23 protein-coding genes are annotated in these 23,904 nt (G+C 44.0%); 4 read left to right on the top strand and 19 right to left on the bottom strand.

What is annotated here, in order from left to right:
• Positions 1 to 22 precede the first annotated feature (22 nt).
• The 15 genes from rbsD to D2962_RS04975 all read right to left on the bottom strand — a co-directional run bounded on the left by rbsD (position 23) and on the right by D2962_RS04975 (position 15,405).
• Positions 23 to 451 (bottom strand): D-ribose pyranase, encoded by a 429-nt coding sequence (gene rbsD / locus D2962_RS05040; RefSeq protein ID WP_122014332.1) that lies wholly within the window; start codon positions 449 to 451, stop codon positions 23 to 25.
• 2 nt (positions 452 to 453) lie between these two features.
• Complete coding sequence (locus tag D2962_RS05035) at positions 454 to 1,482, bottom strand: LacI family DNA-binding transcriptional regulator (RefSeq protein WP_120766331.1); 1,029 nt, start codon at positions 1,480 to 1,482, stop codon at positions 454 to 456.
• A gap of 217 nt (positions 1,483 to 1,699) precedes the next feature.
• A complete protein-coding gene (locus D2962_RS05030; protein ID WP_120766332.1) occupies positions 1,700 to 2,029 on the bottom strand; it encodes a hypothetical protein in 330 nt (109 codons plus the stop codon).
• Positions 2,030 to 2,155: 126 nt separating this feature from the next.
• Positions 2,156 to 3,982 (bottom strand): excinuclease ABC subunit UvrC, encoded by a 1,827-nt coding sequence (uvrC, locus tag D2962_RS05025; protein WP_122014331.1) that lies wholly within the window; start codon positions 3,980 to 3,982, stop codon positions 2,156 to 2,158.
• A 139-nt stretch (positions 3,983 to 4,121) separates the two neighbouring features.
• On the bottom strand, positions 4,122 to 4,436 hold the full coding sequence (locus D2962_RS05020; protein ID WP_281273738.1) for an ArsR/SmtB family transcription factor: 315 nt from the start codon (positions 4,434 to 4,436) through the stop codon (positions 4,122 to 4,124).
• 440 nt (positions 4,437 to 4,876) lie between these two features.
• Positions 4,877 to 6,061, bottom strand: a complete 1,185-nt coding sequence (locus D2962_RS05015) for an ABC transporter permease (RefSeq protein ID WP_122014330.1) — start codon at positions 6,059 to 6,061, stop codon at positions 4,877 to 4,879.
• Positions 6,062 to 7,387 carry an ABC transporter permease gene (locus tag D2962_RS05010; protein WP_122014329.1) on the bottom strand — a complete coding sequence of 442 codons (1,326 nt, stop codon included), beginning with the start codon at positions 7,385 to 7,387 and terminating at the stop codon, positions 6,062 to 6,064.
• A gap of 13 nt (positions 7,388 to 7,400) precedes the next feature.
• Positions 7,401 to 8,330: an ABC transporter ATP-binding protein gene (locus D2962_RS05005; protein ID WP_122015740.1), complete on the bottom strand. Its 930-nt coding sequence runs from the start codon at positions 8,328 to 8,330 to the stop codon at positions 7,401 to 7,403.
• Between the two features lie 8 nt (positions 8,331 to 8,338).
• Positions 8,339 to 8,917: a hypothetical protein gene (locus D2962_RS05000; protein ID WP_122014328.1), complete on the bottom strand. Its 579-nt coding sequence runs from the start codon at positions 8,915 to 8,917 to the stop codon at positions 8,339 to 8,341.
• Entirely contained in the window at positions 8,848 to 9,333 is a 486-nt protein-coding gene (locus tag D2962_RS04995; RefSeq protein WP_122014327.1) for a hypothetical protein, read from the bottom strand. Before D2962_RS04995 ends, D2962_RS05000 begins: the two co-directional genes overlap by 70 nt.
• Positions 9,334 to 9,716: 383 nt before the next feature.
• The gene (locus D2962_RS04990) at positions 9,717 to 10,361 is read right to left on the bottom strand and encodes a response regulator transcription factor (RefSeq protein ID WP_122014326.1); all 645 of its coding nucleotides are present in this window, start codon (positions 10,359 to 10,361) and stop codon (positions 9,717 to 9,719) included.
• A 261-nt stretch (positions 10,362 to 10,622) separates the two neighbouring features.
• Positions 10,623 to 11,819: a sensor histidine kinase gene (locus D2962_RS04985; RefSeq protein ID WP_122014325.1), complete on the bottom strand. Its 1,197-nt coding sequence runs from the start codon at positions 11,817 to 11,819 to the stop codon at positions 10,623 to 10,625.
• A 326-nt stretch (positions 11,820 to 12,145) separates the two neighbouring features.
• Complete coding sequence (ltrA, locus tag D2962_RS04980; RefSeq protein ID WP_425456616.1) at positions 12,146 to 13,420, bottom strand: group II intron reverse transcriptase/maturase; 1,275 nt, start codon at positions 13,418 to 13,420, stop codon at positions 12,146 to 12,148.
• A gap of 269 nt (positions 13,421 to 13,689) precedes the next feature.
• Positions 13,690 to 13,818: a hypothetical protein gene (locus D2962_RS19110; RefSeq protein WP_281273723.1), complete on the bottom strand. Its 129-nt coding sequence runs from the start codon at positions 13,816 to 13,818 to the stop codon at positions 13,690 to 13,692.
• Between the two features lie 225 nt (positions 13,819 to 14,043).
• Entirely contained in the window at positions 14,044 to 15,405 is a 1,362-nt protein-coding gene (locus tag D2962_RS04975) for an alanine/glycine:cation symporter family protein (protein WP_122014323.1), read from the bottom strand.
• Between the two features lie 369 nt (positions 15,406 to 15,774).
• Here D2962_RS04975 and D2962_RS04970 point away from each other — a divergent pair, with 369 nt between their 5' ends.
• Together D2962_RS04970 and ald are read left to right on the top strand one after the other, a co-directional pair.
• The gene (locus D2962_RS04970; protein WP_174232496.1) at positions 15,775 to 17,319 is read left to right on the top strand and encodes a sigma 54-interacting transcriptional regulator; all 1,545 of its coding nucleotides are present in this window, start codon (positions 15,775 to 15,777) and stop codon (positions 17,317 to 17,319) included.
• A 177-nt stretch (positions 17,320 to 17,496) separates the two neighbouring features.
• Positions 17,497 to 18,621, top strand: coding sequence for an alanine dehydrogenase (ald, locus tag D2962_RS04965; RefSeq protein WP_122014322.1), 1,125 nt, complete (start codon positions 17,497 to 17,499; stop codon positions 18,619 to 18,621).
• A 30-nt stretch (positions 18,622 to 18,651) separates the two neighbouring features.
• Here ald and D2962_RS04960 read toward each other — a convergent pair whose 3' ends face one another.
• From D2962_RS04960 to D2962_RS04950, 3 genes are all read right to left on the bottom strand, one after another.
• Positions 18,652 to 20,379 carry an ATP-binding protein gene (locus D2962_RS04960; protein ID WP_122014321.1) on the bottom strand — a complete coding sequence of 576 codons (1,728 nt, stop codon included), beginning with the start codon at positions 20,377 to 20,379 and terminating at the stop codon, positions 18,652 to 18,654.
• Positions 20,376 to 21,062: a response regulator transcription factor gene (locus D2962_RS04955; RefSeq protein ID WP_122014320.1), complete on the bottom strand. Its 687-nt coding sequence runs from the start codon at positions 21,060 to 21,062 to the stop codon at positions 20,376 to 20,378. The genes D2962_RS04960 and D2962_RS04955 overlap by 4 nt, the downstream gene beginning before the upstream one ends.
• 123 nt (positions 21,063 to 21,185) lie before the next feature.
• Entirely contained in the window at positions 21,186 to 21,968 is a 783-nt protein-coding gene (locus D2962_RS04950; RefSeq protein ID WP_122014319.1) for a polysaccharide deacetylase family protein, read from the bottom strand.
• A gap of 127 nt (positions 21,969 to 22,095) precedes the next feature.
• On the opposite strand from D2962_RS04950, the gene D2962_RS04945 reads away from it, so the two are divergent.
• Positions 22,096 to 22,395: a hypothetical protein gene (locus D2962_RS04945; protein WP_122014318.1), complete on the top strand. Its 300-nt coding sequence runs from the start codon at positions 22,096 to 22,098 to the stop codon at positions 22,393 to 22,395.
• Between the two features lie 3 nt (positions 22,396 to 22,398).
• The gene (locus D2962_RS04940) at positions 22,399 to 22,674 is read left to right on the top strand and encodes a TMEM165/GDT1 family protein (protein WP_122014317.1); all 276 of its coding nucleotides are present in this window, start codon (positions 22,399 to 22,401) and stop codon (positions 22,672 to 22,674) included.
• 5 nt (positions 22,675 to 22,679) lie between these two features.
• Here the strand turns inward: D2962_RS04940 and D2962_RS04935 are convergent, their stop codons facing one another.
• A complete protein-coding gene (locus D2962_RS04935; protein ID WP_122014316.1) occupies positions 22,680 to 23,816 on the bottom strand; it encodes a polysaccharide deacetylase family protein in 1,137 nt (378 codons plus the stop codon).
• Positions 23,817 to 23,904: the final 88 nt, after the last annotated feature.

The raw sequence follows: 23,904 nt of genomic DNA, 5'->3' as shown, positions 1-23,904 counted from the left end.
TAGGTTATAAAAAATATACAATCTAAAATGTAACGTCAAAATTCTTTTTAAATTCTTCTGCCTGAGAGGCCGCCACAATCAACATGTTGGCGTAGGGGATAAATTCCCCAGTCCTCACGATAAACTTTACATTTCTGGCCCTCTCCTTAAACTGGCTGTGGGGAATAAGTTCAAACTCCTGGTATTTGAATATGTCTCTCCACTTCTTATAGAGTTCAGGACTTATTTTCTGAGTTTCCTCGGCAATCACTATTTTTTCTGCTACAATTTCGCTCAATACGGCTCTCAGAGTATCCATAAAAGTTGGTATGCCTTTTGTCAATGCGAGGTCAATTCTTTTTGCATCTCTGGGGACTGGGAAACCAGCATCGCATATGATAAATTCATCCATATGGCCAAGACCGGTCAACTCTCCGGCCAGTTCTTTGTTTAACACTCCGGATTTTTTCATTTTTATGCTCCTTTCTTTTCTATTATATCTGCTTTCCAACCGGGATCGGTGGAAGCACGGACCACCAATGTTGCCTTTAATCTATACATTTTTGGATAATCGGACATATCACCGCAAATTCTTTTATATAAGAGATTTGCGGCCATCTCACCTATCTCCCGTACAGGCTGGACCACCGCAGTCAAGGGGGGGTCGGAAAGACGTGTGAGTTCAGTATCGTCAAAGCCCACTATAGCTACATCCTCAGGAACTTTTATGTCCATTTCTTTTATGGCAAGCATGGCACCTATGGTCATGTAACAATTAGCGATAAAAACTGCTTCAGGCGGATTTTGCAACGACATTAATTCTTTCATCAAAGTATAGCCGCTTTCGGTAGAAAAGTCACCAAAACGGATGATATCTCTGTCTATCGGTAAATTATAATCTTCAAATACCCTTAAGTACCCACGGTATCTTTCCTCTCCGGTAGTAACCTCCTGGCGGCCGTTGATGACGCCTATGCGCTGGTATCCTTTTGTGATAAGGTGCTCCACCGCCTGATAAGCCCCATTTACATTGTCCACCAGAACACAATCGGTCTGGATATCCTTTACCATACGGTCGATAAGAATGACGGGTATTCCCCGCTTATTTAGTTCCATAATATAATTATCCTCATCACTGGTTGGAACTACCAGCATCCCATCTACCTGCTTTTCTGTCAGCATCCTGATTCTGGCTTTTTCACGGTCCGGATTTTCATCACTGTAACAAACAACCAGACTGTAACCATAGCCATTTAAAATATCCTCCACAACTTTGGCGATCTGCATGAAGAATTGACCATAATCAGGCACTACAAAACCGATAGTGTGGGTTTTCTGGGTCTTCAGACTCCGGGCGATCTGATTTGGTCGGTATCCAAGAAGTTTAATTGTTTTGATAACCTTTTCTTTTGTCTCCTCCCTGACTTTCTCTCCATTGATAACCCTGGACACCGTTGCGGTGGAAACTCCCGCTTTTGCTGCCACGTCTTTTATCGTCGGCATTTTTTATATCCCTTCCCCGTTTTATATTGCAAATATGTTTTAAACGTTTTCTACAATAATTGACATTTTATATGTAATCGTTATCTATTTTAATTATATAATTCGATATTAAATTCAAAATTCCTTCTTGATATATAAAATTTTTTTTGTTATGAAGGATGACATTAAACATTTACACAAAATAAAGCCCGGCTATTACACCGGACTAAAAACATATCTATATGAGAGTCTTTAACTTCCTGTTTACTTTTGTATAGTAAATTATATCAAGTATATCGGTGATTACTCCTGCGCCTCGTGCAAAGAGAAGACCCGTTAGAAGAGGCCCCAGTATGGGGATTTTAAATGGAATATTTGATATGGAGAATATATCAAGATTTACTCCTATGGCAATAATTACGGATATGACAACGGTTATGATATCTTTTTTCTCCTCCTGGGTCCACTGTGTCAGGGGTTTTGACACTATATTCCATACTAGAAGTATGGTTTTAGTGAGGGATTCAATGACTATAGATAGCACTGTTACAACTTTTACAATATCCATCCATATTCCTCCTCTTTTACTATAGTTTCCAATATTATGATATGTTTACGGAGGAGAGAAGGATATTGTTTTATGCTAATAAGAAGGCAAGCGAACCGTTCCCTGCTTCTCCGCGGACAGAGGAAATCATATCTTTTTATGAAAAAAATTATACACTGCTTCGGCTGCCTTCCGGTTCATCCCCGGAACTTTAGACAGTTCATCCACCGAAGCCTCTTTTATGCCATCTATGCTTCCAAGAGCATTCAGGAGGGCTAACCTCCGAACTTTGCCTATGCCGGGAATGTCCTCTAGCACTGAGTGAAGATTCCTCTTGTCCCGGAGTTGTCTATGAAATGTGATGGCAAAGCGGTGGGCCTCATCTCGGACCCTTTGTACCAGATATAGCGCTTCCGAATCCCGGGGGAGGATGATGGGGTCATCCTTACCCTCCACAAAAATGTGCTCGAATTCCTTGGCAAGGCCTATGGTGGGGATATATTCAAGGTTTAATTCCCGGAGTGCCTCCCGGGCATACTTGAGCTGTCCTTTGCCTCCATCTATAAGCAGTAGATCGGGTAGGTCTTTAAATTTTTCATCACCTTCAATAGCCCTCTTAAACCTTCGGGATACGGCTTCTTTTATGCTCTCGAAATCATTAGGTCCTTCCACGGTTTTGATCTTGAACCTGCGGTAATCCTGTTTTTTTGGACTCCCCCCTTCAAAGACTATCATGGATGCTACCGATTCTGTCCCCTTGGTGTTGGATATGTCAAAGGCTTCAATGCGGTTTGGAATATCCTCGAGTTTCAAATATGTTTTTAGTTCTTCCATGGCCTTTTGGCTCTTCATTTTTTCCCGGTCTTTCATGCTTTCCCTCTGGTCAAGAAAAGTCCTGGCATTTTCCGCCACCATTTCAGCCAGCTTCTTTTTCTCCCCCCGCCGGGGAATTGTGATACTGACCTTTGAACCCTTTTTTTGAGTAAGCCATTCCTCTATAATAGGAAGATCCTCTATTTCTTCTTCCACGATAATTTCTCTTGGTATGAATGATGCACTGTCATAAAATTGCTTAATAAAAGATGCCAGTATCTCTTTTCTTTCCACACCTTCGGTATTTTTCAGGATAAATGGTTCACGCTCCACCAGCTTGCCTTCCCTCACGAAAAACACCTGAGCACACACTATATCAAAGCCTCTGGCCATGGCAATCACATCTTTATCGGACATATCGGCAGAAACTATCTTTTGTTTTTCCAGTACCTTTTCCAGGGCCAGTATCTGGTTTCTCAGTACTGCCGCCCATTCAAAATCAAGGTTTTCGGCAGCTTTTTCCATTTTTTCCCTGAGTCTGTCTATGAGGGTTTGCTGCTTACCCTCCAGGAACATTATTATATTCCTGATTATATCATTGTAATCGTTTTCACTAATGTTTGCCTGGCAGGGAGCAAGACACCGTTTTATATGGAAATTGAGACAGGGCCGCTCTTTTAGAGGCACCTGGCTCAAGTCTTTCTTGCAGCTTCGTATAGGGAATATTTTCCTGATAACATCAATGGCCTCTCGCATGGCCCCGGCATTGGCATAGGGACCGAAATACCTGGCACCATCTTTTTTCACCCTCCGCACTACCAGAAGGCGGGGGAACTTTTCATTCAGGGTTATTTTTATATACGGATACTGCTTGTCATCCCTGAGAAGGATGTTGTACTTCGGCCGGTGGAATTTGATGAGGTTGCACTCCAGTATGAGGGCTTCCACTTCGGAATCAGTGACTATATATTCTATATCCTCGATTCTGGGTACCATGGAAGCTACTTTAATCGGAAGATTTTTTGAGGATTGGAAATAAGATCGCACCCGGTGCTTTAAAGATACGGCCTTTCCTACATAAATAACCTTTCCTCTCTTATCCTTCATTATATAAACTCCGGGTCTTTCCGGAAATGATGCAATCCTTTCGGGGTTAAACATAAAAAAATCCCTCCCACTTTATTGGGGACATTCCTCCGCCTACCCCAGCCTAGTTGGGGACGTTCATCCACCTCCCCCAGCTGACTGCCCTAGAAAAGGAGGTGCGTCCCCTAACATTATATCACAGCTGGAAGGGTTGTCACCTATCGGTCCTGGTCGTGTGATTTACGTGGTCAAATCCCTCTCTTATGATGTGAATCACATGGTCGTCATCCAGGGTATAGTAAACCTGTTTTCCATCCCGCCGGAACCTTACCAGGTGGGAAGTCCGGAGTACTCTTAAGTGATGGGATACATTGGAGACGGTAGTTCCCAGGATGGTGGCTATATCGCACACGCAAAGCTCTTCTTTTGACAAGAGATAAACAATTCTGGCCCTGGTCTCATCGGCCAGCACCTTGAAAAGCTCTGCCAGACCGGTCATATCCGGCACCGTACCCAAGAGCTTTTTCACCTTATCCTCATCAAGGCAAAAAGTATCGCAAAATCCTCGCCCTGGTTCAATCTTTCCTCCATCAAACCCCTCCCTTAGTAGAAAAGGCTTCGCCAGCTTTTTACAGTGTCAAACTTTTTTCGCTTGATTCTCGCTTGATTCTATTATAACAAATTATTTAATCCTTATTAATATATTTATGGCACAAATGGTTTAAATAAGCTATGGAGCAGACGTATGGCAATGTTACCCACTCCTCACAAAATCCTCACATTTTGGCCAAATTTTCACCAAAATTTAAGGTTATAATAACAATTGCAACCAGCAGGAGGAACTACCAACAGCAAGGCTAATCCTCCTAAAATCCCCCTTTATTATATAATATAGGGCCAAGGGCCCGTATACGGCAGGTTACACTTCCTGCCGACTTTTTTTGACGAATTTTGTCAGAATCGAATGTCTTATGCTTTCCTTTCGGAAAGTTTTACTCCAGAAAAAAGTAGCACCACGCTCATGAGAAAGAGCACCGCCATGGGGAGATAAATGGCTTCTATGCCCTGATGGCGCAGAATCATATCTTCCAACCCCTGAATAGCCCACTTCTGGGGCATGAGATTGGCTAGAGTTAGTATAACTTTAGAGCTTACTATCTCCAGGGGCCAGAAGGCTCCGGCCAGCATGCTGGAGCTGACGGTGATGATGGGTACAATGCTCTGGAGCTGCTGATGTGTCTTTACTATTGATGTCAAAAACAGCCCCAGGGATGCCGAGCACCATACAAAAATTGCCATGATGAGCATTACCCCAAAAATATTGCTGCCCCAGTCCACCCTAAATAAAATTCCACTAATGGCCACAAGAAGGCTCACCTGTATAAAACCCACCATAAAGGCAAAGACCATGTTGCCGGAAAAGATTTGAAGTCTAGAAAGCGGTGATATCATGAGGCGGTTCCATATACCGTTTTGCTTTTCCTCCAGTATTTCTCCCAGTATGAATGTAATGTTCATCATGGAGAAAAACAGGATAAAACCTATGGTAGAGTGAGAAAGGGGATTATATTCTTCTGTTTTAGTCGTGAGAAAATGACCCTCCACCGAAAGTGGCAATGTTTCCTTCCATTTTTCATTGACCATATCGTATACCCGTTGTTTAAAATCCACCGGGAGCGTATTGCCCGGGGTTTCGAGTTTTTCCAGGGAAGCAGTTATTTCCCTGACTATTACGTCGGTAAACATCATGCGCTGAAGGGACGTGCGCAGGATGCCTTGAAAGGCAAAGACACCGGTAGTATCTTTTACTTTGACGATGTTTAAGGTAGGGGTTTTGCCTTGCGTTATATCCTTCATAAAGCCTTCGGGGATAATAAGACCCAACTCGCTTGTTCCCTCGGATACCTTTCGAAAGAGCTCTTTTTCGGATGCGGCTCTATCTGGACTTACCTGGTTTTGCTTTAATTCATTTATAAGTTCTATAGAATATGTGCTTTTGTCCATGTCCATGACCTGTATGCCGATGGAAGGGGTAAAGCCACTCATGGCAAGACTGAAAAATCCTGAAAAAATCAGCGGGAGTGCTATCATTACTATGATTTGTATGGGGTTTCTCTTTAAACTTTTCCATCTACCGAATATAACGGCTATCATTTATTCTGCATCTCCTCGAGCCACGGAAAATCCAAGGGTGGAAAACAATAATCCCAAAATGATAAGTGTCAATATATTGCTGCCGATCTCGTAAAAAGAATATCCTTTCATCAGATTAAGGTACCCGTTTAATGCTGCTCCGTTGGGGACAAATCTGCTTAAAGAGTTTAAAAAAGGTATGCCGAAAAGGGGAAACATATTCCCTCCCAGAAAAGCCAGAAATTGAGATACCCCCATATTCATTATTTCCGAGAACTTTTCACTGTTTGCCCGAAGATTCATGGCTGAAAGCATTACCGCTAGTCCTCCTGTGGCAAAAGCCACCACTACGGTAAATGCGAAAAAATCCGCTATATTCCCCCAGCTTGCCCGAAACATGACCCTTGAAAGCAGCATAAGTAAAGTAATCTGAACTACGGTTATCATGGATGTAGATATTAAGCGGCTTACGAGCATCTGATTCCTGGTAATCCCCGCCAGTAACATGCGGTGATAGGTGTATTTCTTCTTTTCATCGATGAGAAAATGCCCTCCGAAGGCCGCAGTAAACAGTATGAACATGGTGGCCATGCCGGCGGAGTAATACTGGAATCCCGAGATGGGCTTTTTTCCCGGTTCCACCATGTATTTAATATTGACATCTTTTATACCCTGACCATACAATTTTTCCGCCATATTTTCGAGATTACGATAGCTTTTTGCTCCGGCGTCGGTCCATATGGCGGCTTCCAGGTATGAATCTTTGGCTATTACCACTGCAGAAAGTGCATCCGAATACGCTTTCAGGATGCTTTCCACGATGCCGGATGAAAACTTGTTGGGGTTTTTTATTATTTCTATGTCGGTATGGTTTTTAAAGGGTGTAAAAAGGCTAAAAAGCATATTATAGGTAAAATCTTCAGGTATTACTATAACTGCCGATAATTTGCCCTCTTTTAAGAGTTTCATGGCATCCGGTTCAGGCATCATTTTATACCTTATCACCTGTTTTACCTTTTCACTTTCCAGTACATCCTGATACAATATTTTCTTCAGGTCCAAATCTTTTATGGCCTTATTGAGCTTTAGTATATCATCGGCAGAGATGTTTTTAGATATGGTCGGGCTGTGGAAAAACTTTTCTACTTCAGCATAGCCCTGTTCACTGTTATCTTTATCCACTATCGCTATGTTAGCCGGTGTAAAACTTTCTTCATCACTGAAGATACCTCCTATGGAAAACCCCAGCACCGCCACGAGCACCGCCGGCATCAAAATGATGATGGCAAGGCCTTTATAGTCCCTTATCATGCGCTTAAAATCCTTTAGCACCAGTTGAAATAACATTTTACCGCCCCCTTCAATCCCTGAGGCCCCGGCCGGTGAGGCTTAAGAACACATCTTCCAGGGTGGGGACCTTTACATTGACACTTATCAGTGTTGTATGATATTTTTGAGCCACATTGAAAACATCACTCAAGATATTTTTGCCTTTTTCGACATTCAGCGTAAGAGTTGAATCATCATGCAAAATATGCTTTACTCCGGAAATCTTTCTTATATCTTCTATAAATTCCTGGGAAAAGAGTGTAGCCTTAAGTTCCAGCACATCTTCCCGGGAAATCATGGCTTTGAGTTCATCCGGAGACCCTTCGGCGATGATTTTGCCGTAGTCCATTATATATATCCTGTCACATAGATAATCCACTTCTTCCATGTAATGGCTGGTATATATGACGGTCTTACCTTCTTCGTTCAATCCTTTGACGGTCTCCAGGATATGGTTTCGAGACTGAGGGTCTATGCCTACGGTGGGTTCATCCATGATGAGGATCTCCGGGTCATGGAGCAAGGCTACACCTATGTTTAGTCTGCGCTTCATGCCGCCGGAATAATTTTTCACTATTTCTCTGTTTTTGCCATTAAGACCCACTATTTCCAGGACTTTTTTTATTCGCATTTCCAGGGCTTTGCCCGAAAGGCCGTAGACCCTGCCGAAAAACTCCAGATTTTCTCTGCCGGAAAGGTCCAGGTACAGGGCGACGTCCTGGGGGACAAGCCCCAGAATTCTGCGCATGAGTTTGGGTTCTTTTAAAATGCTTCTTTCTTGAAGCAATATGTCTCCTCCATCGGGTAAAAGCAGTGTAGCTATCATGGATATAGCAGTAGTCTTCCCTGCTCCGTTAGGCCCCAGGATCCCAAGGATCTCTCCTTTTTTTACGTAGATATTGATGCCGTCTACCGCCACTACATCTTTAAAAACTTTTCTGATATTCCTGGCTTCTATGATGTTCATGCTCAAAATACTCCTTCCGGAAATTCTCCCCGTTTTTGTAACTCATCCAGAGTCATGCTGTTTTGTTTATTTATTGCCGGAAAATCTATGGTTACCGGCTTTTCCATATCCCACATGGTGGATGTGGTCTCTAATTCAAAGCTTTTGACAAGGCCTGAAGACTTATCCTCAGGGAAGGATATTTTTAAATTTACGGTATCTTCCACTATATAATCGTCCCTATCGATATAAACCTCATAAAGGAACTTTTCGATTTTTGCCGAATCCATCATTTTCTCCAGTTGGGCGAAAACTTTTTCCAGGTCTTTTGCATTTTTCGGATTTTTAGATATCATATCCTCCCGTAAAATGTCTAAAGACTCTTTTAATGCAGGCTTTAGATGTTCCTCTTTCAGGCTTATATTGAACTTTCGGGCCTTTACATCCCCGTCGGGGGTGCTCAGGATGATGTTGCCCAGCCTCGCTATATTGCCCTTTTTTAAAAGATTTATCCAGTATTTACTCAGCTTCCCTACGGCTTCCTTCGAAATAAAGACGTCAGGGTTTTTCGTCCCCGATGCATCGAGAAAGCCAAAAGGCATCTTAACATTTCCCGGCATCTTGAAGGATTTAAGATCATCTTCTTTATCACCAGGATTTTGGGCAATAGAGGAGTTACTATATAAGTTTCGCCTTTTCTGCCGTATATCTTCAGATCCACGCCCTTACCGGCAAGATTGAAGTTTATTTTATTCAGGTTTTCTTTTTTTGATTTATCAAAATAATATTCTCCCTGCACAGTTACCTTTTTGTATTTTCCCAACTCTTTCTTTTCTTCGGCGGTAAAACTATCCTCATAAAATTCCATATTCACATTGCTACTGAACTTTACTTTTGCGCTGTTGACCCTTTCGGTCTTTTCCGAAGCTTTGTTGAAGCTTTCCACAGGATTCCCGCACCCAGTCAGTATACCTGTGAGTAAAACAACCACAAGCAACAATACCGGTACTCTTTTCATTTTCATTAGCCTCCTTTTTTCATATACTAAGTATCTTGTCAGCCTCTACTTAGTTGCTGCACGGTTTCTCCTATGAGCGACTAGTGCAGCGAGGGTAACCGGCCAGCGGCACAAAACCGGCGGCAGAATGCGAAGTGTGAAATGAGATGTTGGAAGTGAGAATAAAACTAAATCACACATCAAACCTCTCGCCTCACACTTCAAATAGCCGTGGTGCTGTCGGTACGAACTTGGAGCGAGTGGAGAAACCAATGTAGCAATAAAATGTACTGACCATAAACTATTATAAAAAAAGAAGGCTTTCCCTCCATCCCCAAAAAGTTATATCATTGCATCTTACACTATGACAAAAGTCATATGCAAAAATTATATTATAAGGCCAATCACACCAACTTATTTTTCAGGGCAAATACCGCCAGCTGCGTGCGGTCCCGCAGGTTCAATTTTATTAAAATTTTGGTCAGATGGTTTTTTACTGTACCTTCGGTGATAAAAAGTTTGTCGGCAATTTCCCGGTTGTTTTTTCCCTCCACTATCAGGCGTATTATTTCCAATTCCCTCCGGGTCAAGTCCTGGGCCTCGGGAGGAAACTCAGGTTTTTCAGGAAAGAAAGTGTTAAGCCTTTGCACCACCTTTGCAGCCACCCTAGGCTGTATATGGACACCACCTTTTTGGGTTTCCCGTATGGCGTCTATGATCTTTGTTGGCGGTGCATCTTTTAACAAATAGCCGGAAGCTCCGTATTTTAAAGCCTCAAATATAAATTCATCATCATCGAAAGTCGTGAGAATAATTATTTTAATGCCGGGAAAACTGCTTTTTATGCGTTTGGTCGCCTCCACCCCATCCATATCGGGCATCTTTATATCCATTAAAATAACATCTAAAAAATGTTCCTCACACAGACGTAGGGCATCCCATCCGCTCTCCCCTTCTCCTACCACCTCCATGTCTTTTTCACCGGATAAAACCATTTTTAAGCCCTGGCGCACAATCTCCTGGTCATCAATGATGGCGATTTTAAGCAAGAAATACCACCTCCCGTAAAATTTTATTTGATTCTGGTATAAAAATCATGTCCCTGCCGGAGATTACCATAAGCACCGTTTAGCGAAGCCGTTGCCGCTCTTAAGTTTAGAACAAGCGGAGGAAAGGCAGGGCACGAGCCCTGCGACCGGCAGCCAGGCACACGCCGAATTGCCGGCGAACCTCCACGAAGCGCAGGACTAAACTCTAGAGCGGCAGGGTGAGCGGAGGTGCCGGGCCATCTCCGGTAGCGGACTTATTTTCTATACCACCCTTCCTACGGGAAACCCCCCATGAATTGTAAATTTCTCCCCACCCGACACTTCAAGCTTTCCTCCGATGGCCTCTACTCTTTGCTTCATGTTCTCTAGTCCAAAACCCTCTTTATACTCGCCACCGGTGCCGTTATCGGATATATCGAATATGACTTTATCGCCTTCCTCTTTTATATCTACTTTGACCATGGTGGCCTTACCATGCTTTACCGCATTGGTTATGGCTTCCTGTACAACTCTATATAAAACTACACTTTGTTCCGGTAAAAGTCCTATTTCCTGTGCTTTAATATCCACTTTTACGCTGGTATTTTTTTCAAAATTTCTTGCAAGTTCCATTACAGCATCTATGCCGCTAGATTCTCTGCCTTTGAGAGCATTTATGGCGCTGCGGGTGTCTGCCAGTGCAGCTCTGGCTTCCTGTAGGGTTCTGTCTACCATTTCCCGGATTTTGATTTCAACATTATTATCTATGCCGCTGTTTTGGCTATGGTCTTGATTATGCTCCATATCTTTGCTCCGTATAAATCTTAGCACCATTTCCAACTGCATTATAAGGGATACTATCCTGTGACCCAGGGTATCGTGGATCTCCCGGGCTATGCGGGTGCGCTCCTTCAGGGCTGATGCTTCCTCTACCTTTTCAGAATAGTCTCTTAACTTTCTATAAGCTTCCAGGAGCTCACCATATAACTCATCCTTTTCTTTCCGGCTTTCCCTTTGCACCGCAGCATAGTTAGATAAGGTTATGATAAAGGCCAAGGCAAAAAAATTAAACAAAAATTCCGCTACGGTCATGGCATTCCACATGACTATTAGAGCATAAATGAATTTTGATAAAGCAGTGATTCCTATAATGGCGCTGACCGTATTTGCCTGCCATCGTTCAAAAACAAATCCGGCTTCCAGGATTATTCCCAGGTAAAATAGGTGGAAAAAATAGTTCACCAGAAATTTGGAGTAATATTCCATAAGGAAAATTATAGTACCATCTAAGAGAAACAACGGCCAGCGGTTTTTCAGGGTAGGCCTTACATAATCCCATATAATAAAAAGGGCAAAAAGGACGATAAGTATCACTGACCTTTGCCGGGAAGCGTCTTCGAAGGACAGGGCAAGTAAAAAGCTTATTAATGATACGATAATTTTTAGTAAATACCATCTAACCGGTAGTGATTTGATCATTCTTTACTACCCGCACCCTTTCCCGGTATACTATTGCATTCGAATTCAGTCTGGTTTTTATATAGATCTTCTTCCATTAGTTTTTTATGGCCCATTATCCGATGATTACAATCCCTATTTCAAATTATATCAAAAAAAGTCTTTAAATTTGTTACTTTTTTGTTAACCCATAGAGCAAATTACCACAATGATGGAAAAATCAAAAGAGTTGAGCAGCGCTGATAATTTAAGTAGATTCTTCAAACCTGACCCCATAATCGAGTAGGAGGGGGCGATTAGCCCCCGTCCTCTCACACCACCGTACGTACCGTCCGGTATACGGCGGTTCACCAAGCTTTGCGAATTTCTTGATATCTCTTCACTAAACTCATGAGCCCTTGACCTTGCCAATAGGCGTTGTTGAGGGCTCTATTTAATACCCCTGACATACGCCAGTATCCCTTTCGGGCATTGGCAAGCTCATGGACTACCCATTCCGGAAGTTTCAAATTCCTTAGTTCTCGATATCTTGTTTTAACTTTCTTCCATTGTTTCCACAAGCACATGCGGAGTCTTCTTCTTATCCATCCGTCGAGTTCCTCAAGTTTGCTGGGTGTTTCCGATAGTGCGAAGTATCCCAGCCATCCGCCGAGGTATGTGTTTAGTCTGTCTATTCTCTGTGTTATTCCATGTCCGTTGCTTCTTGAGGTTATCTCACGGATTTTGTTCTTGACTTTGTCTATGCTCTGTGGTGCTATTCTTATCTTGGTTGTTCCATCTTTAGTGATGTACATGCTGAAGCCGAGGAATTTCCTCTTCCAGGGTCTGTCCACTGCGCTCTTTTGCTCGTTTACTTTGAGTTTTAGTTTATTCTTCAGGAAAGCTGTTATGCTTTCCATCACCCGCGGGTACCCATCGAAGATGGGTGCCGCTCTTTTGCTTTTGACGTAGATGTTACAGTCGTCTGCATATCTTACGAATCTGTGGCCTCTTTTCTCTAGTTCTTTGTCAAGGTCGTCAAGGATTATATTGGCAAGAAGTGGACTTAGGGGCCCGCCTTGAGGTGTTCCTTCGTCGGTAATCATGACTACTCCGTTTATCATTACTCCTGCCTGTAGATAGCTGCGTATGAGCTTTAATACACGCTTGTCTTTTATCTTGCGAGTTACTCTGGCCATTAGTATGTCATGATTTACTCTGTCGAAGAATTTCTCAAGGTCCATGTCCACTACCCACTGGTATCCCTCTTGAACATATTGACGTGCTTTCCTTACTGCGTCGTGGGCTCTTCGGTTGGGCCTGAATCCGTAGCTTGCTTCTGAGAATTCCGGGTCAAATATGGGTGTTAGTACTTGCAGCAGAGCCTGCTGGATTAGGCGGTCTGTGACGGTGGGGATTCCTAACAGTCTCACTCCTCCGGTGGGTTTCGGGATTTCGACCCTGCGCACTGGTTGAGGTTGGTAGGTCCCTGTGAGAAGTTGTTCCTTTATCTGATGCCAATTTTCTCGTAGGTGTGACCGGAGGGATTCTACCGGCATGCCGTCTACGCCTGGCGCTCCTTTGTTTTCTTCTACCCGTCGCAGTGCTTTTGTCATGTTTTCTCTTGATACTGCTTTCTCCATCAGGTGGATATCATGGTCCTTCGGGGATATCTTCTCGGGTTGTGCCGGATACATACTCGGCCCTCCCTGGGGCCCTTGCGGCCTCACCGCTTCTTTCCCAGGGTAGGCCCCTTTCGGGGTTTTCTGCTGTCTTTGTATGTTTCTCGAACTTGCCACCACCCACCTTCGGTGGGTCCCCGGCCCTCGCTTCGTGTTCGGCCCTTCGTCGGCATGACGTCTGTGCCGGCTACTATGGCCTCTGCTGACTTCTGACAGTTCAGCCGAGCCTCTCAGCCCGGGTTGTTAGTTTCCCTAACGTTTCCGCCAGACCTCCCCGGGTAAGAGCGATAGCCTTCGCCCCGTATACCTGCCGCATTTACTACGCAGTTCCTTGGCAGCACCGGATTTCGTTTTGTCAAGCAAACTCATCCGAACTGTATAGCCTTATATGCGGTTCGTGTTCCTCAGGCCGTGGCTTTGCCTACAGCTTCCTTCAGATTCTATCTCACGGTAGACACCCTTGCTGTTTGGCTAATGGTCGCCGCTGCCAGCCCCATAGCAGACTTTCACTGCCGAGCTATCGCCCATGCCGGGCGCACTTGCAAGAAAGCCGGGAAACCCCGGCTTTCTTTGAATTTTGCTTTTTATTTTGAACCCATTATGGATTTATCTTCTTCCAGTACATTGCCTTCCCAAACATATTTCCTGGTCTCAGCTACCAGCACTCCACTGAGGGCAATCAAAGAAATCAGGTTTGGAATAGCCATAAGACCGTTGAATATATCTGCAAAGGACCATACGATGGGCAGTGAAACCACGGCACCCACGAATGATGCTATTACCCACAGCCAGCGGTATGGCATGACTGCCCCTGTGCCCAGCAGGTATTCCACGGCCTTTTCGCAATAGTATGACCATCCGAGGATCGTAGAATACACAAAGGTTAGAAGGCCTATCGTAAGGGTTATGGGGCCTATTACAGGTATCTGTTCAAAAGCTGTCTTTGTAAGCTCGGCACCTTTAAGACCTGTCTCCCATGAGCCGGTAGTCACCAGCACCAGACCTGTCATCAGGCAGATTACCACGGTATCCCAGAAGGTCCCGGTCATCTGGACCAGAGCCTGTCTGGCGGCATTGGGCGTTTGAGCTGCCGCGGCAGCTATAGGCGCACTGCCAAGGCCCGATTCGTTGGAGAAAAGGCCTCGGGCTACACCATAGCGGATGGCGGCCATCATGGTGGCTCCGGCAAATCCTCCTACCATGGCCTGGCCCGTAAAGGCACTTTTTAATATTGTAACGATGGCCCCAGGTATAGCGTTGATATTCATTACCAGTATAATAAGACATCCCAAAATATATACAATAGCCATAAAGGGCACCAAGCCTTCGCATACTCTGGCTATACTCTTTATACCCCCTATAATTACAATAGCGGTCAGTACAGCTATGACAAGCCCTGTTATCCAGTAAGGAATATTAAAAGTGGATTTGACCATCTGTGAAATGGAGTTAGACTGAACTGTCACACCAATGCCAAAGCCAGCAATGGCTGTAAATAGAGCAAATAGCACTCCCAACCATTTCATCCCGAGACCCCTTTCCAATACATACATGGGGCCGCCGGCCATCTGGCCTATAGAGTTTTTCACCCTATATTTTACAGAAAGCAGTGCTTCCGAGTATTTTGTAGCTATGCCGAAAACGCCTGTAATCCATAGCCAGAATACCGCACCAGGGCCACCTAAGCCCACAGCGGTGGCAACACCCACTATGTTGCCGGTTCCCACGGTGGCCGCCAGGGCCGTTGTTAAAGCTCCGAAGTGGCTGACATCTCCTTCACCCTCGGAGGTCCTTGTCAGTGAAAGCTTAATCGCTGGAAAAATATACCGTTGAATAAGTCTAAGCCTGAATGTTAAATAAATATGAGTTCCTAGTAATAACACTAGCATGGGAGGACCCCAAACAATATTACTGACGGTACCTAAAAACTTTTCTAAAGCTTCCAAAAAAATCCCTCCTGTTTTGTAATTTTTTAAATTTAAACATACCTGAGAGATTACTTAGTTACTCTATCTCACCCCGCTTCCCACGTTATTATGTTTTCCCTGAAGACTGTTAAAATTATGCATTTAGTTTTATAAAACAGCTACAGGAAAATACACCAATATTATACAGTATTTTTGTAAAATGCACATTAATATTATATAATATTTTTTGCAAAATACATACCAATGTTAAATTTGTCAATTTTGTTGATATGCGTTAATAATTTCAGAATTCATATGGAACTTATTGTTTCCGGAGTTTCCATTTTTGCAGGACAATTAAAAATGCATGTCGAATAAAAAATATATCCTGACAATGGGGGTATCGATTTGAAAAAATACAGATACCGTATAAGATTTTATGACCGGGTAGGTATGGTGCGCGACATATCGGATATAGTAGCAAAATGTGGTGCCAATATCCTTTCTCTTTCTGTACGGCCGGGAGAAATTTACCTGCAGGTGGAACCATTACATGAAGAAAAGTTGCGTTTTATCATCCAAAAGGTCGCTTTAATACAGGATGTTTACGAAGTCACTCCTATAGAATGGATGCCCCACGAGCTGGCGGAACAGCAGCTTAGAAACGTCATAAACTCGGTTCAGGAGGGTATAATATCCGTAAATGGAAATTTTGTCATTACCATCTGTAACCTAAGGGCTACCGAGCTTCTTGGTTTAGAGCAGCCACCGGTGGGAAAACCATTGTCTGATGTCTTCGAGATTCCTGCTGAAATTTTAAAGCATTTGCAGGAAGGAAAACTATTGGAACAAAAAGAAATCAGTATTTCCACCCCTAGAGGCCGGTTGAAATTGATGATAAATTCAAGACCTGTTTTTGATGACAGAGGAAAGCCCTCCGGTGCAGTCATGAGCTTTCAAAAGATGTCTGAGGTCCGCAGGCTGGCTCATTCCCTCACAAGACCCGTGATGGTAACCTTTGATGATATCATATATGAAAGCAATAAAATGAAGGAGATTGTTGAAATAGCCAAAACCATAGCCCAGGGGGATTCCACCGTGCTTCTGCGGGGAGAAAGCGGTACCGGAAAGGAGCTTTTTGCACGAGCCATCCATATGGCCAGTCCCCGCAAAGATAGACCATTTGTGGCTGTCAACTGTGCAGCTATCCCCGATACGCTTCTGGAGAGCGAACTCTTCGGCTATGCCGACGGAACTTTTACCGGAGCAAGGAAGGGCGGGCGTCAGGGACTTTTTGAATTTGCCCACCATGGCACCATTTTCCTGGATGAAATAGGAGAAATACCTCCTTATGTACAGGCAAAACTTCTAAGAGTGCTACAGGAAGGCAGTGTCCGCAGGTTGGGAGAAATGGAAGAAACCCGGGTGGATGTTCGGGTAATTGCCGCTACCAACCGTCCTTTAGAAGAGATGATCGTGAGGGGCGATTTCAGGCAGGATCTTTTCTACAGGTTAAATGTAATTCCCATATACCTTCCTCCTCTCAGGGAACATAAAAAGGATATCACCGTGCTGGTGGATTATTTTATAAATAAGTTCAACCAGAGATTCGGCAAGAAAGTTCAGGGTATTTCCCCTGAAGCCCTTGACTATCTGATGCGCTACGATTGGCCCGGCAATATAAGGGAGCTGGAAAATGTAATGGAGAGAGCGATGAACCTGGCCAGGGATTTTATAATAAAACCTCAGGATATAATAATCAATGCCCCGGATTTCCTGGCATCCTCTTCCGAAAAATATTTTCACCTGAAAGATGCTGTCAGGGAGACGGAAAAAGAAACGCTAATAAGAGCGCTTTCCCAGGGGGGAAGCGCCAGAAAGGCGGCCAAAATACTGGGTGTTTCTCACACCACGGTAATAAAAAAAATTAAGAAGTACGGACTGTCCTTATAACCATTTCCATATGGAACTTTTTGTTTCCATTTTAAAAAACGTGACCTTAACATTAAATTGTCTATTCTTATTACAACAATGGCTGTTGCAAAATGCATGCCGGTTCTTTTTCCTGTGGTGGCACAATTCTTGCAGATGTGTACATGTAATTTACAAATTATAAGGGAGGAAATTGCAATGATAGTTGGTGTTCCAAAGGAAATAAAAGCCCAGGAAAACCGTGTCGCCATGACTCCCGCCGGTGTTGATGCCATGGTGGAAGCCGGCCATAAGGTTCTCATAGAAAAGGGAGCCGGTGAAGGGGCAGGTTTCCCCGACGAAAATTACAAAGCCGTGGGTGCGGAAATAGTAGCCGATGCAGCCGATGTATGGGGACGCAGCGATATGATAATAAAGGTAAAAGAACCGCTGCCCTCGGAATACAAGTATTTCAAACCCGGTCTCATCCTTTTCACATATTTACATCTGGCTCCCGAACCGGAATTGACCAGAGCTCTGATGGACAATAAAGTTGTTTCCATAGCTTATGAAACAGTGCAAAGAGCGGACATGAGCCTGCCTCTTCTTACTCCCATGAGCGAAATCGCCGGCCGCATGGCAGTCCAGGTTGGCGCCACCTACCTTGAAAAGATAAACGGCGGCAAAGGAGTGCTTCTGGATGGAGTAGCCGGTGTTCCTCCTGCGTCGGTGGTAGTCGTAGGCGCCGGAACGGTAGGCACCAGTGCGGTAAAGAGAGCTGTAGGAGTGGGCGCCAGGGTCACCGTCGTGGATATAAATATCGAAAGGCTTCGCTATCTGGAAGATATTTTCCGCAGCAGCATTGAAACCCTGTATTCCAACCGGTTTAACCTTATGGAAGCCATCAGCAATGCCGACCTGGTAGTGGGTTCGGTGCTCATTCCCGGTGCAAAGGCGCCAAAACTTGTCACCGAAGAAATGGTCAAAAGCATGAAACCCGGCAGTGTCATCGTGGACGTAGCCATTGACCAGGGCGGCTGCGTGGAAACCATAGACCATCCCACCACCCATGCGGACCCAGTATTTGTGAAGTACGGAGTTGTGCACTATGCAGTGGCCAACATCCCTGGAGTTGTGCCAAGGACCTCAACCCTCGCCTTGACAAATGCCACATTGCCCTATGCCCTGAAGATCGCAAACAAAGGATGGAAGCAGGCTATAATTGATGATCCTGCCCTTGCCAAAGGCGTGAATGTCCTGGATGGAAAGGTAACCTTCAAAGCGGTAGCGGAAGCTCACAACCTGCCTTACCATTCGGTAGAAGAAGTGCTGAAAAGCCTTTAATGAATAAAACCCCCGGTTTTACCGGGGGTTTTATTCTGGTGTATCTTCCGGAAGCGAAAAGTAAAACCCGGTACCGCCTTCGGCACAGTTTTTTGCCCATACCTTCCCGCCGTGAACCTCTATAATATTTTTTACGATGGCAAGCCCGAGGCCGGTACCCCCGGTTTTTCGAGTGCGGGCTTTATCCACTTTGTAAAACCTCTCCCAGATAAAAGGCAGTTCGTCCTCCGGTATCCCTGGGCCATTATCCTTCACTGATACTATAACGCCGCCTTCGCTCTTTCTAGCTTTTATCCTTATTTCTCCACTGCCTTCATCATATCGCATGGCATTATCTATAAGGTTTATCATGACCTGCTCTATCCTGTCTTCATCGGCCATTACCAGCGGGAGTTCCTCGAACTCTGTAGATATTTTGATTCCCTTTTTCTGGGAAAGGGGCGTAAGCTTCTTTACAACCCTCTCTATTAGATTTTTTAGTGATATTTTTTCCTTTTTCAGGTGAAGGTGGCCGCTCTCTATTTGCGACAAATCGAGAAGTTCATTTACCATGCGCCTTAACCTGAGGGTTTCATCAAGGATTATATTCAAATATTTTTTCTTTTCCTCTGGATCTTCCACCATACCATCAAGAAGGGCTTCGGTATATCCCTGGAGATATGACAGAGGAGTCCTGAGTTCGTGAGAAACATTACCTACAAATTCCCTCCGGAGGTGTTCCAGCTTTCTTGCTCTGGTTACATCCTGAAGTACAGCCACCATGCCCCAGAGATTTAAACCCTCATCCATAAGCGGAGCCAGCCTCACACTAATGATCCTGCCATCGAGCTTCAGTTCTTCCTGAAGGGGTTTTTTGGTTTCTCTGACTCTGTCAAGCAGGGGATACAGCACTTTAAATCCTTCTTTGCCTTCATCATCCATCTCAACTCGAAGCATGTCCCTGGCCTGCGGATTGGCCATAATCAGCCGGCTGTCCGCATCAAAAGTTATAACGCCATCGGTCATGCTCAGAAGTACGTTTTTAAGCTGCTCCTTTTCCTGGGACAGGGCATTAATGTTGTTTTTCAGGGCATCTGACAGGTAATTTATAGTCTTTGCCAGGGTTCCGATTTCATCTTGAGAGCTGACACTTACCCTGCCCTCAAAATCACCCTTTGCCATGCCTTCGGCCACTTTTTTCATCTCCACCAGAGGCCTTGATACGGTTTTTGACAGCACGAAGCTCAATGCCGTAGCCATTATAACCGCACCTGCCGCCGCCAGGAGTATGAGGCGTCTTATCTGCCAGATGGAATTCTGAATGGATTCCATAGGAGAATAGAGGATAAGAGCCCCCATTACTCCTCCCTCCGTCTTTATGGGCAGTGCCACCGTCAGCATAGCCGCATCAAACTGGGGCATCAGGCCTTTATGAATGACAATGTTGCCCCTCAGAACCTCCGAAAACTCTTTGCCATCCATGGCCATTCCTTTAAATTTCAGGATATTTGAACTGGCCTTAATGAGCCCCTGCCGGTCCACCACCACTGCATGGGCGTTTATAAACTTGCTTATATCCAGAAGTTCCAAGGGCTCGACGCCCTGTAAAATCAATGTTATCAACTGCTGGCCTTCATTTATCATCTCATTTTGCCTGATGTTAAAGTAAAAGTCTTCAAATACGCTGGATAGAATCAAGCCCGAAAACAAAAGGGTAACTACGGTAAGGATGATCATATAAAGCCAGAGTTTGAAAATGATGCTTTTATTGGGGTTCATTTAACCACCTCAAACTTATACCCGACTCCCCATACCGTGTTTATATATGAAGCGGCTTTACTGCGCCCGAGTTTCTCCCTCAGTTGTTTTATGTGGGTGTCCACGGTCCTCAAGCTGCCGAAAAAGTCATATCCCCAGACTTCTTCCAGCAGTTTTTCACGGGTAAAAACCTTATCCCTGTTTCTGGCAAGATAATATAACAGGTCAAATTCTTTGGGAGTAAGGTCTACATCCTTGCCATTCACTTTCACCATCCTGGATTCAGGTTCTATGATTAGATCCGGGAATTCCAGGGTTTCTTCCTGTTCCTCCCTGGGGCCAAGGCGCCGGAGAAGGGCTTTTACCCTGGCTGTGAGTTCCCGGGGGCTGAAGGGTTTTACCACATAATCATCGGCTCCCAGTTCAAATCCCAGCACCTTATCGAATTCCTCTCCCCGGGCCGTCAGCATGATCACCGGAATGTCATATTTCTTCCGGATCTCCTTGCATACGGTCCAGCCATCCACCACCGGCAGCATGAGGTCCAGGATAATGAGATTATATTTGGTTTTATTTATCATATCCAGTGCCTGTTGACCATCATAGGCTTCATCCACGACATAACCTTCTTTTTCAAGATAAAGCTTGACCAGCTCCACCATGCGCTTTTCATCATCCACCATGAGCACTCTGATCTCCGTCATTTTCCTCTCCTCCTCTTAATCTACTATAAAAAAAGGCCAAGAAGATATGTCTTGACCGAATTCTTACTATTATTATAGATTTGCCCTTCTATTTAGTCAACAGTTTTACCAATTTTGAATAGATTATGGAGACTTTCTCATTTCGCCGGTGGATTTATCTATATAATAATTGCCTTTAATCAAAAGACGGGATATGGGCACTATCTCGTACCCCTGTTTTTTTAACTCATTTATTATGGGTTCCAGGGCTTCCGCCGTATGTTTGCCATTGTTGTGAAACAGCACTATGGAGCCCGGTTTCACCTGTCTTATAACTCTATCGTATATGGCGCCGGCGCTCAAATTCTTCCAGTCCAGGGAATCCACGTCCCACTGGATGACATGATAGCCAAGTTCATTGGCGGTGGTTATGAGGGTATTGCTGTAGTCACCAAAAGGAGGCCGAAATAGTATGGCATCCTGGCCTGTAAGTTCTTTTATTTTATCATGGGTGGTTTTAAGCTCTTTTATTATCTGTTCTTTGGGAAGGCTACCCATCTGAGGGTGTGTCGCCGAGTGGTTGCCTATTTCATGGCCCTCCCGGGCTATGCGCCGTGTCATATCGGGGTATTTGTCCATCCAGAATTTCACCAGAAAAAAGGTGGTCTTTATGTCATGCTTTTTTAGTATCTCCAGTAATTTTGGAGTAATATCGGAGCCCCAGGCTGCATCAAAGGATATGGCCACCTTTTTTCCCTGAGTTTCCACCCTGTAAATGGGCACCAGACGGTCAAGCCTACCAAAAACGCTTACGGTTTTGGGGAAAATTGTATAAAAGTGAGAAAAAGTAACCGCTAAAATCGTCACCAGGCATACTATCCATGTCACAGCTTTTTTATTGAAACGCAATCTTTTTATCTTCTCCACCCCCCTCATTTTCTTTTACTAATTTGTATTCATAAAGTAAACCTGTTATGATAAAATCTTTTTTATGTCGAATATATTGGCATTTTATAGAATAAAATTTATTAAAAAATACAGGAGGTGAGTTTCTATGATATCTATCCGGCAAAAAAAAGGTGTGGTCATAGGAGTAATCTGGAGTCTGATTGCCTGGGTACCTTACTATACCAACTATCTCGGCGCCCTTCGGCAGATACTGGGTATTCCAGCCGCTTTAGGGTTAAATCTGGAACTGGCATTGGGGCGTGGAGATGCCTTTGTCTACAGCATACTGCTTGGCGCCGGCCTGGGTTTCGTTTTCGGCAGCGTGGCGGATTTTGCGAAGAACGGGATAAAAATAATCGGGCTTTTCCCCCATAAAAAAAGAAGGCTTCTCAGAAGGGGGTTGTAAATTTTGCTCCTCTGGAAAACCTTCATTGCTACCTTCACGCTGGTTTTTCTAGCTGAACTCGGAGATAAAACCCAGCTTTCAACCATGTTAATGGCCGCCCATAACCAATCATATATAAGCGTTTTTCTGGGAGCGTCCCTGGCTTTGATTACGAACACGGTCATCGGGGTATATTTGGGGACAATTATTTCCAAATCCCTACCGCTTTATTATATCCATCTGGGCGCCGGTTTGGCGTTTATTATCATCGGCATATTACTTATCACTCAAAAACTGTAATATAGCTAATAGGTTATCACTTTTTTGTTGGCAACCTTTTCATTGAAATGTTTTTTTAATTCTTTAGGAAATGTTATTATATCGGGATTACTGTCGCTTATAAATCTTTCCCCCGGATTTTCTTTGAAGTATTTAATCCACTGCTCAAAATATGGGCTGCTGGCCCTCACCCTGGGAAGCCGGTATGGGTCAAACCTGGTATCCCAGGGAGAGAAAGCCGGATTGGCCCCTACCAGCAAAATAGCATTGTTTTTATATGAGGTTCCTTCAAAAGAGCCCTGTTTCAAAAAATTATAAGTGCTTTTTGACGAAGCCCCGTAAGGAAGCGCCAGGGAATCCACCGAATATCCCTCCACATAGCCCTGGGTGGCCTTTACATTTAAAGCCAGTTCTTTTTGAATTTTCTCCGAAGATAATTTTGTCAGATTGGCATGGGTGTATGTATGATTGCCTATTTCCATGCCATTTGACACAATATAATTTAATTTTTCCTTTATATATTCTTTTTGCCTGAAGGGCAGCGGATAGTATATATAAAAAGTGGCTTTTTTACCGAAGTCCGGATGTGCTTCTGCAAAATCATTTATTATACCCACTGCACTGTGGGGATCTATTATCGTTTTACCCTGTTTTTCAATAAAATTGAACTGTCCCTGGAGCCCGTCATCAAAAGTGATTATGACAGGGGTTTTGCCGGCGGGTACATCTATGCGTCCTTGAATGAAATCCTTCAGCCCTATGAGGCAGTAGCCGTTTTCGTAAAGGATTTGAAGGTCCTTTTTAAAATTGTCATAAGAACGGGACCACTCCGATTCCTTGTCGGAAACATTGTGATACATCAATATCATAACCTGCCCCAGTTCATTGGGCTTTACACTAAAATCTATTTTGTGGTTTTCTTGTTGTTCATTTATATGATTGCTATCGGTATTCTCACCTTTTTTTTGAGGGTCAGCGTTGAATAATTGTTCGTTGTCACCTGCATCTTTGTGATCCTGCCCGACCTGTAAGTTTTTTGAGGTACTTTTATTGACCCCTTCAATAGATTTTGTCGAAGGATGTGAACAGGCCGTTAAAAATAATACGAGAATAAGAAAAAAGACTATTGTGTTGAAAAAATGCTGTACTGTCTGAAGCTTCAATTATGCTGCCTCCCCTATGAATTATAATTCGATTATATAATAAAAAGGGTATTTTTTAAACGCCCTATCTGGTATAATAGGTAAGGGA

Source organism: Biomaibacter acetigenes, from assembly GCF_003691585.1.
Lineage (GTDB): Bacteria > Bacillota > Thermosediminibacteria > Thermosediminibacterales > Tepidanaerobacteraceae > Biomaibacter > Biomaibacter acetigenes.
The sequence above is the reverse complement of the archived record's forward strand: the minus strand, read 5'-3'. Positions and strand labels throughout refer to the sequence as shown.

Excerpts from the sequence above, each read along its gene's own strand:
- rbsD (WP_122014332.1), bottom strand. The coding sequence starts at position 451 with ATGAAAAAATCCGGAGTGTTAAACAAAGAACTGGCCGGAGAGTTGACC.
- D2962_RS05035 (WP_120766331.1), bottom strand. The coding sequence starts at position 1,482 with ATGCCGACGATAAAAGACGTGGCAGCAAAAGCGGGAGTTTCCACCGCA.
- D2962_RS05030 (WP_120766332.1), bottom strand. The coding sequence starts at position 2,029 with ATGGATATTGTAAAAGTTGTAACAGTGCTATCTATAGTCATTGAATCC.
- uvrC (WP_122014331.1), bottom strand. The coding sequence starts at position 3,982 with ATGTTTAACCCCGAAAGGATTGCATCATTTCCGGAAAGACCCGGAGTT.
- D2962_RS05015 (WP_122014330.1), bottom strand. The coding sequence starts at position 6,061 with ATGATAGCCGTTATATTCGGTAGATGGAAAAGTTTAAAGAGAAACCCC.
- D2962_RS05010 (WP_122014329.1), bottom strand. The coding sequence starts at position 7,387 with ATGTTATTTCAACTGGTGCTAAAGGATTTTAAGCGCATGATAAGGGAC.
- D2962_RS05000 (WP_122014328.1), bottom strand. The coding sequence starts at position 8,917 with ATGCCTTTTGGCTTTCTCGATGCATCGGGGACGAAAAACCCTGACGTC.
- D2962_RS04995 (WP_122014327.1), bottom strand. The coding sequence starts at position 9,333 with ATGAAAAGAGTACCGGTATTGTTGCTTGTGGTTGTTTTACTCACAGGT.
- D2962_RS04985 (WP_122014325.1), bottom strand. The coding sequence starts at position 11,819 with ATGATCAAATCACTACCGGTTAGATGGTATTTACTAAAAATTATCGTA.
- ltrA (WP_425456616.1), bottom strand. The coding sequence starts at position 13,420 with ATGGAGAAAGCAGTATCAAGAGAAAACATGACAAAAGCACTGCGACGG.
- ald (WP_122014322.1), top strand. The coding sequence starts at position 17,497 with ATGATAGTTGGTGTTCCAAAGGAAATAAAAGCCCAGGAAAACCGTGTC.
- D2962_RS04960 (WP_122014321.1), bottom strand. The coding sequence starts at position 20,379 with ATGAACCCCAATAAAAGCATCATTTTCAAACTCTGGCTTTATATGATC.
- D2962_RS04955 (WP_122014320.1), bottom strand. The coding sequence starts at position 21,062 with ATGACGGAGATCAGAGTGCTCATGGTGGATGATGAAAAGCGCATGGTG.
- D2962_RS04945 (WP_122014318.1), top strand. The coding sequence starts at position 22,096 with ATGATATCTATCCGGCAAAAAAAAGGTGTGGTCATAGGAGTAATCTGG.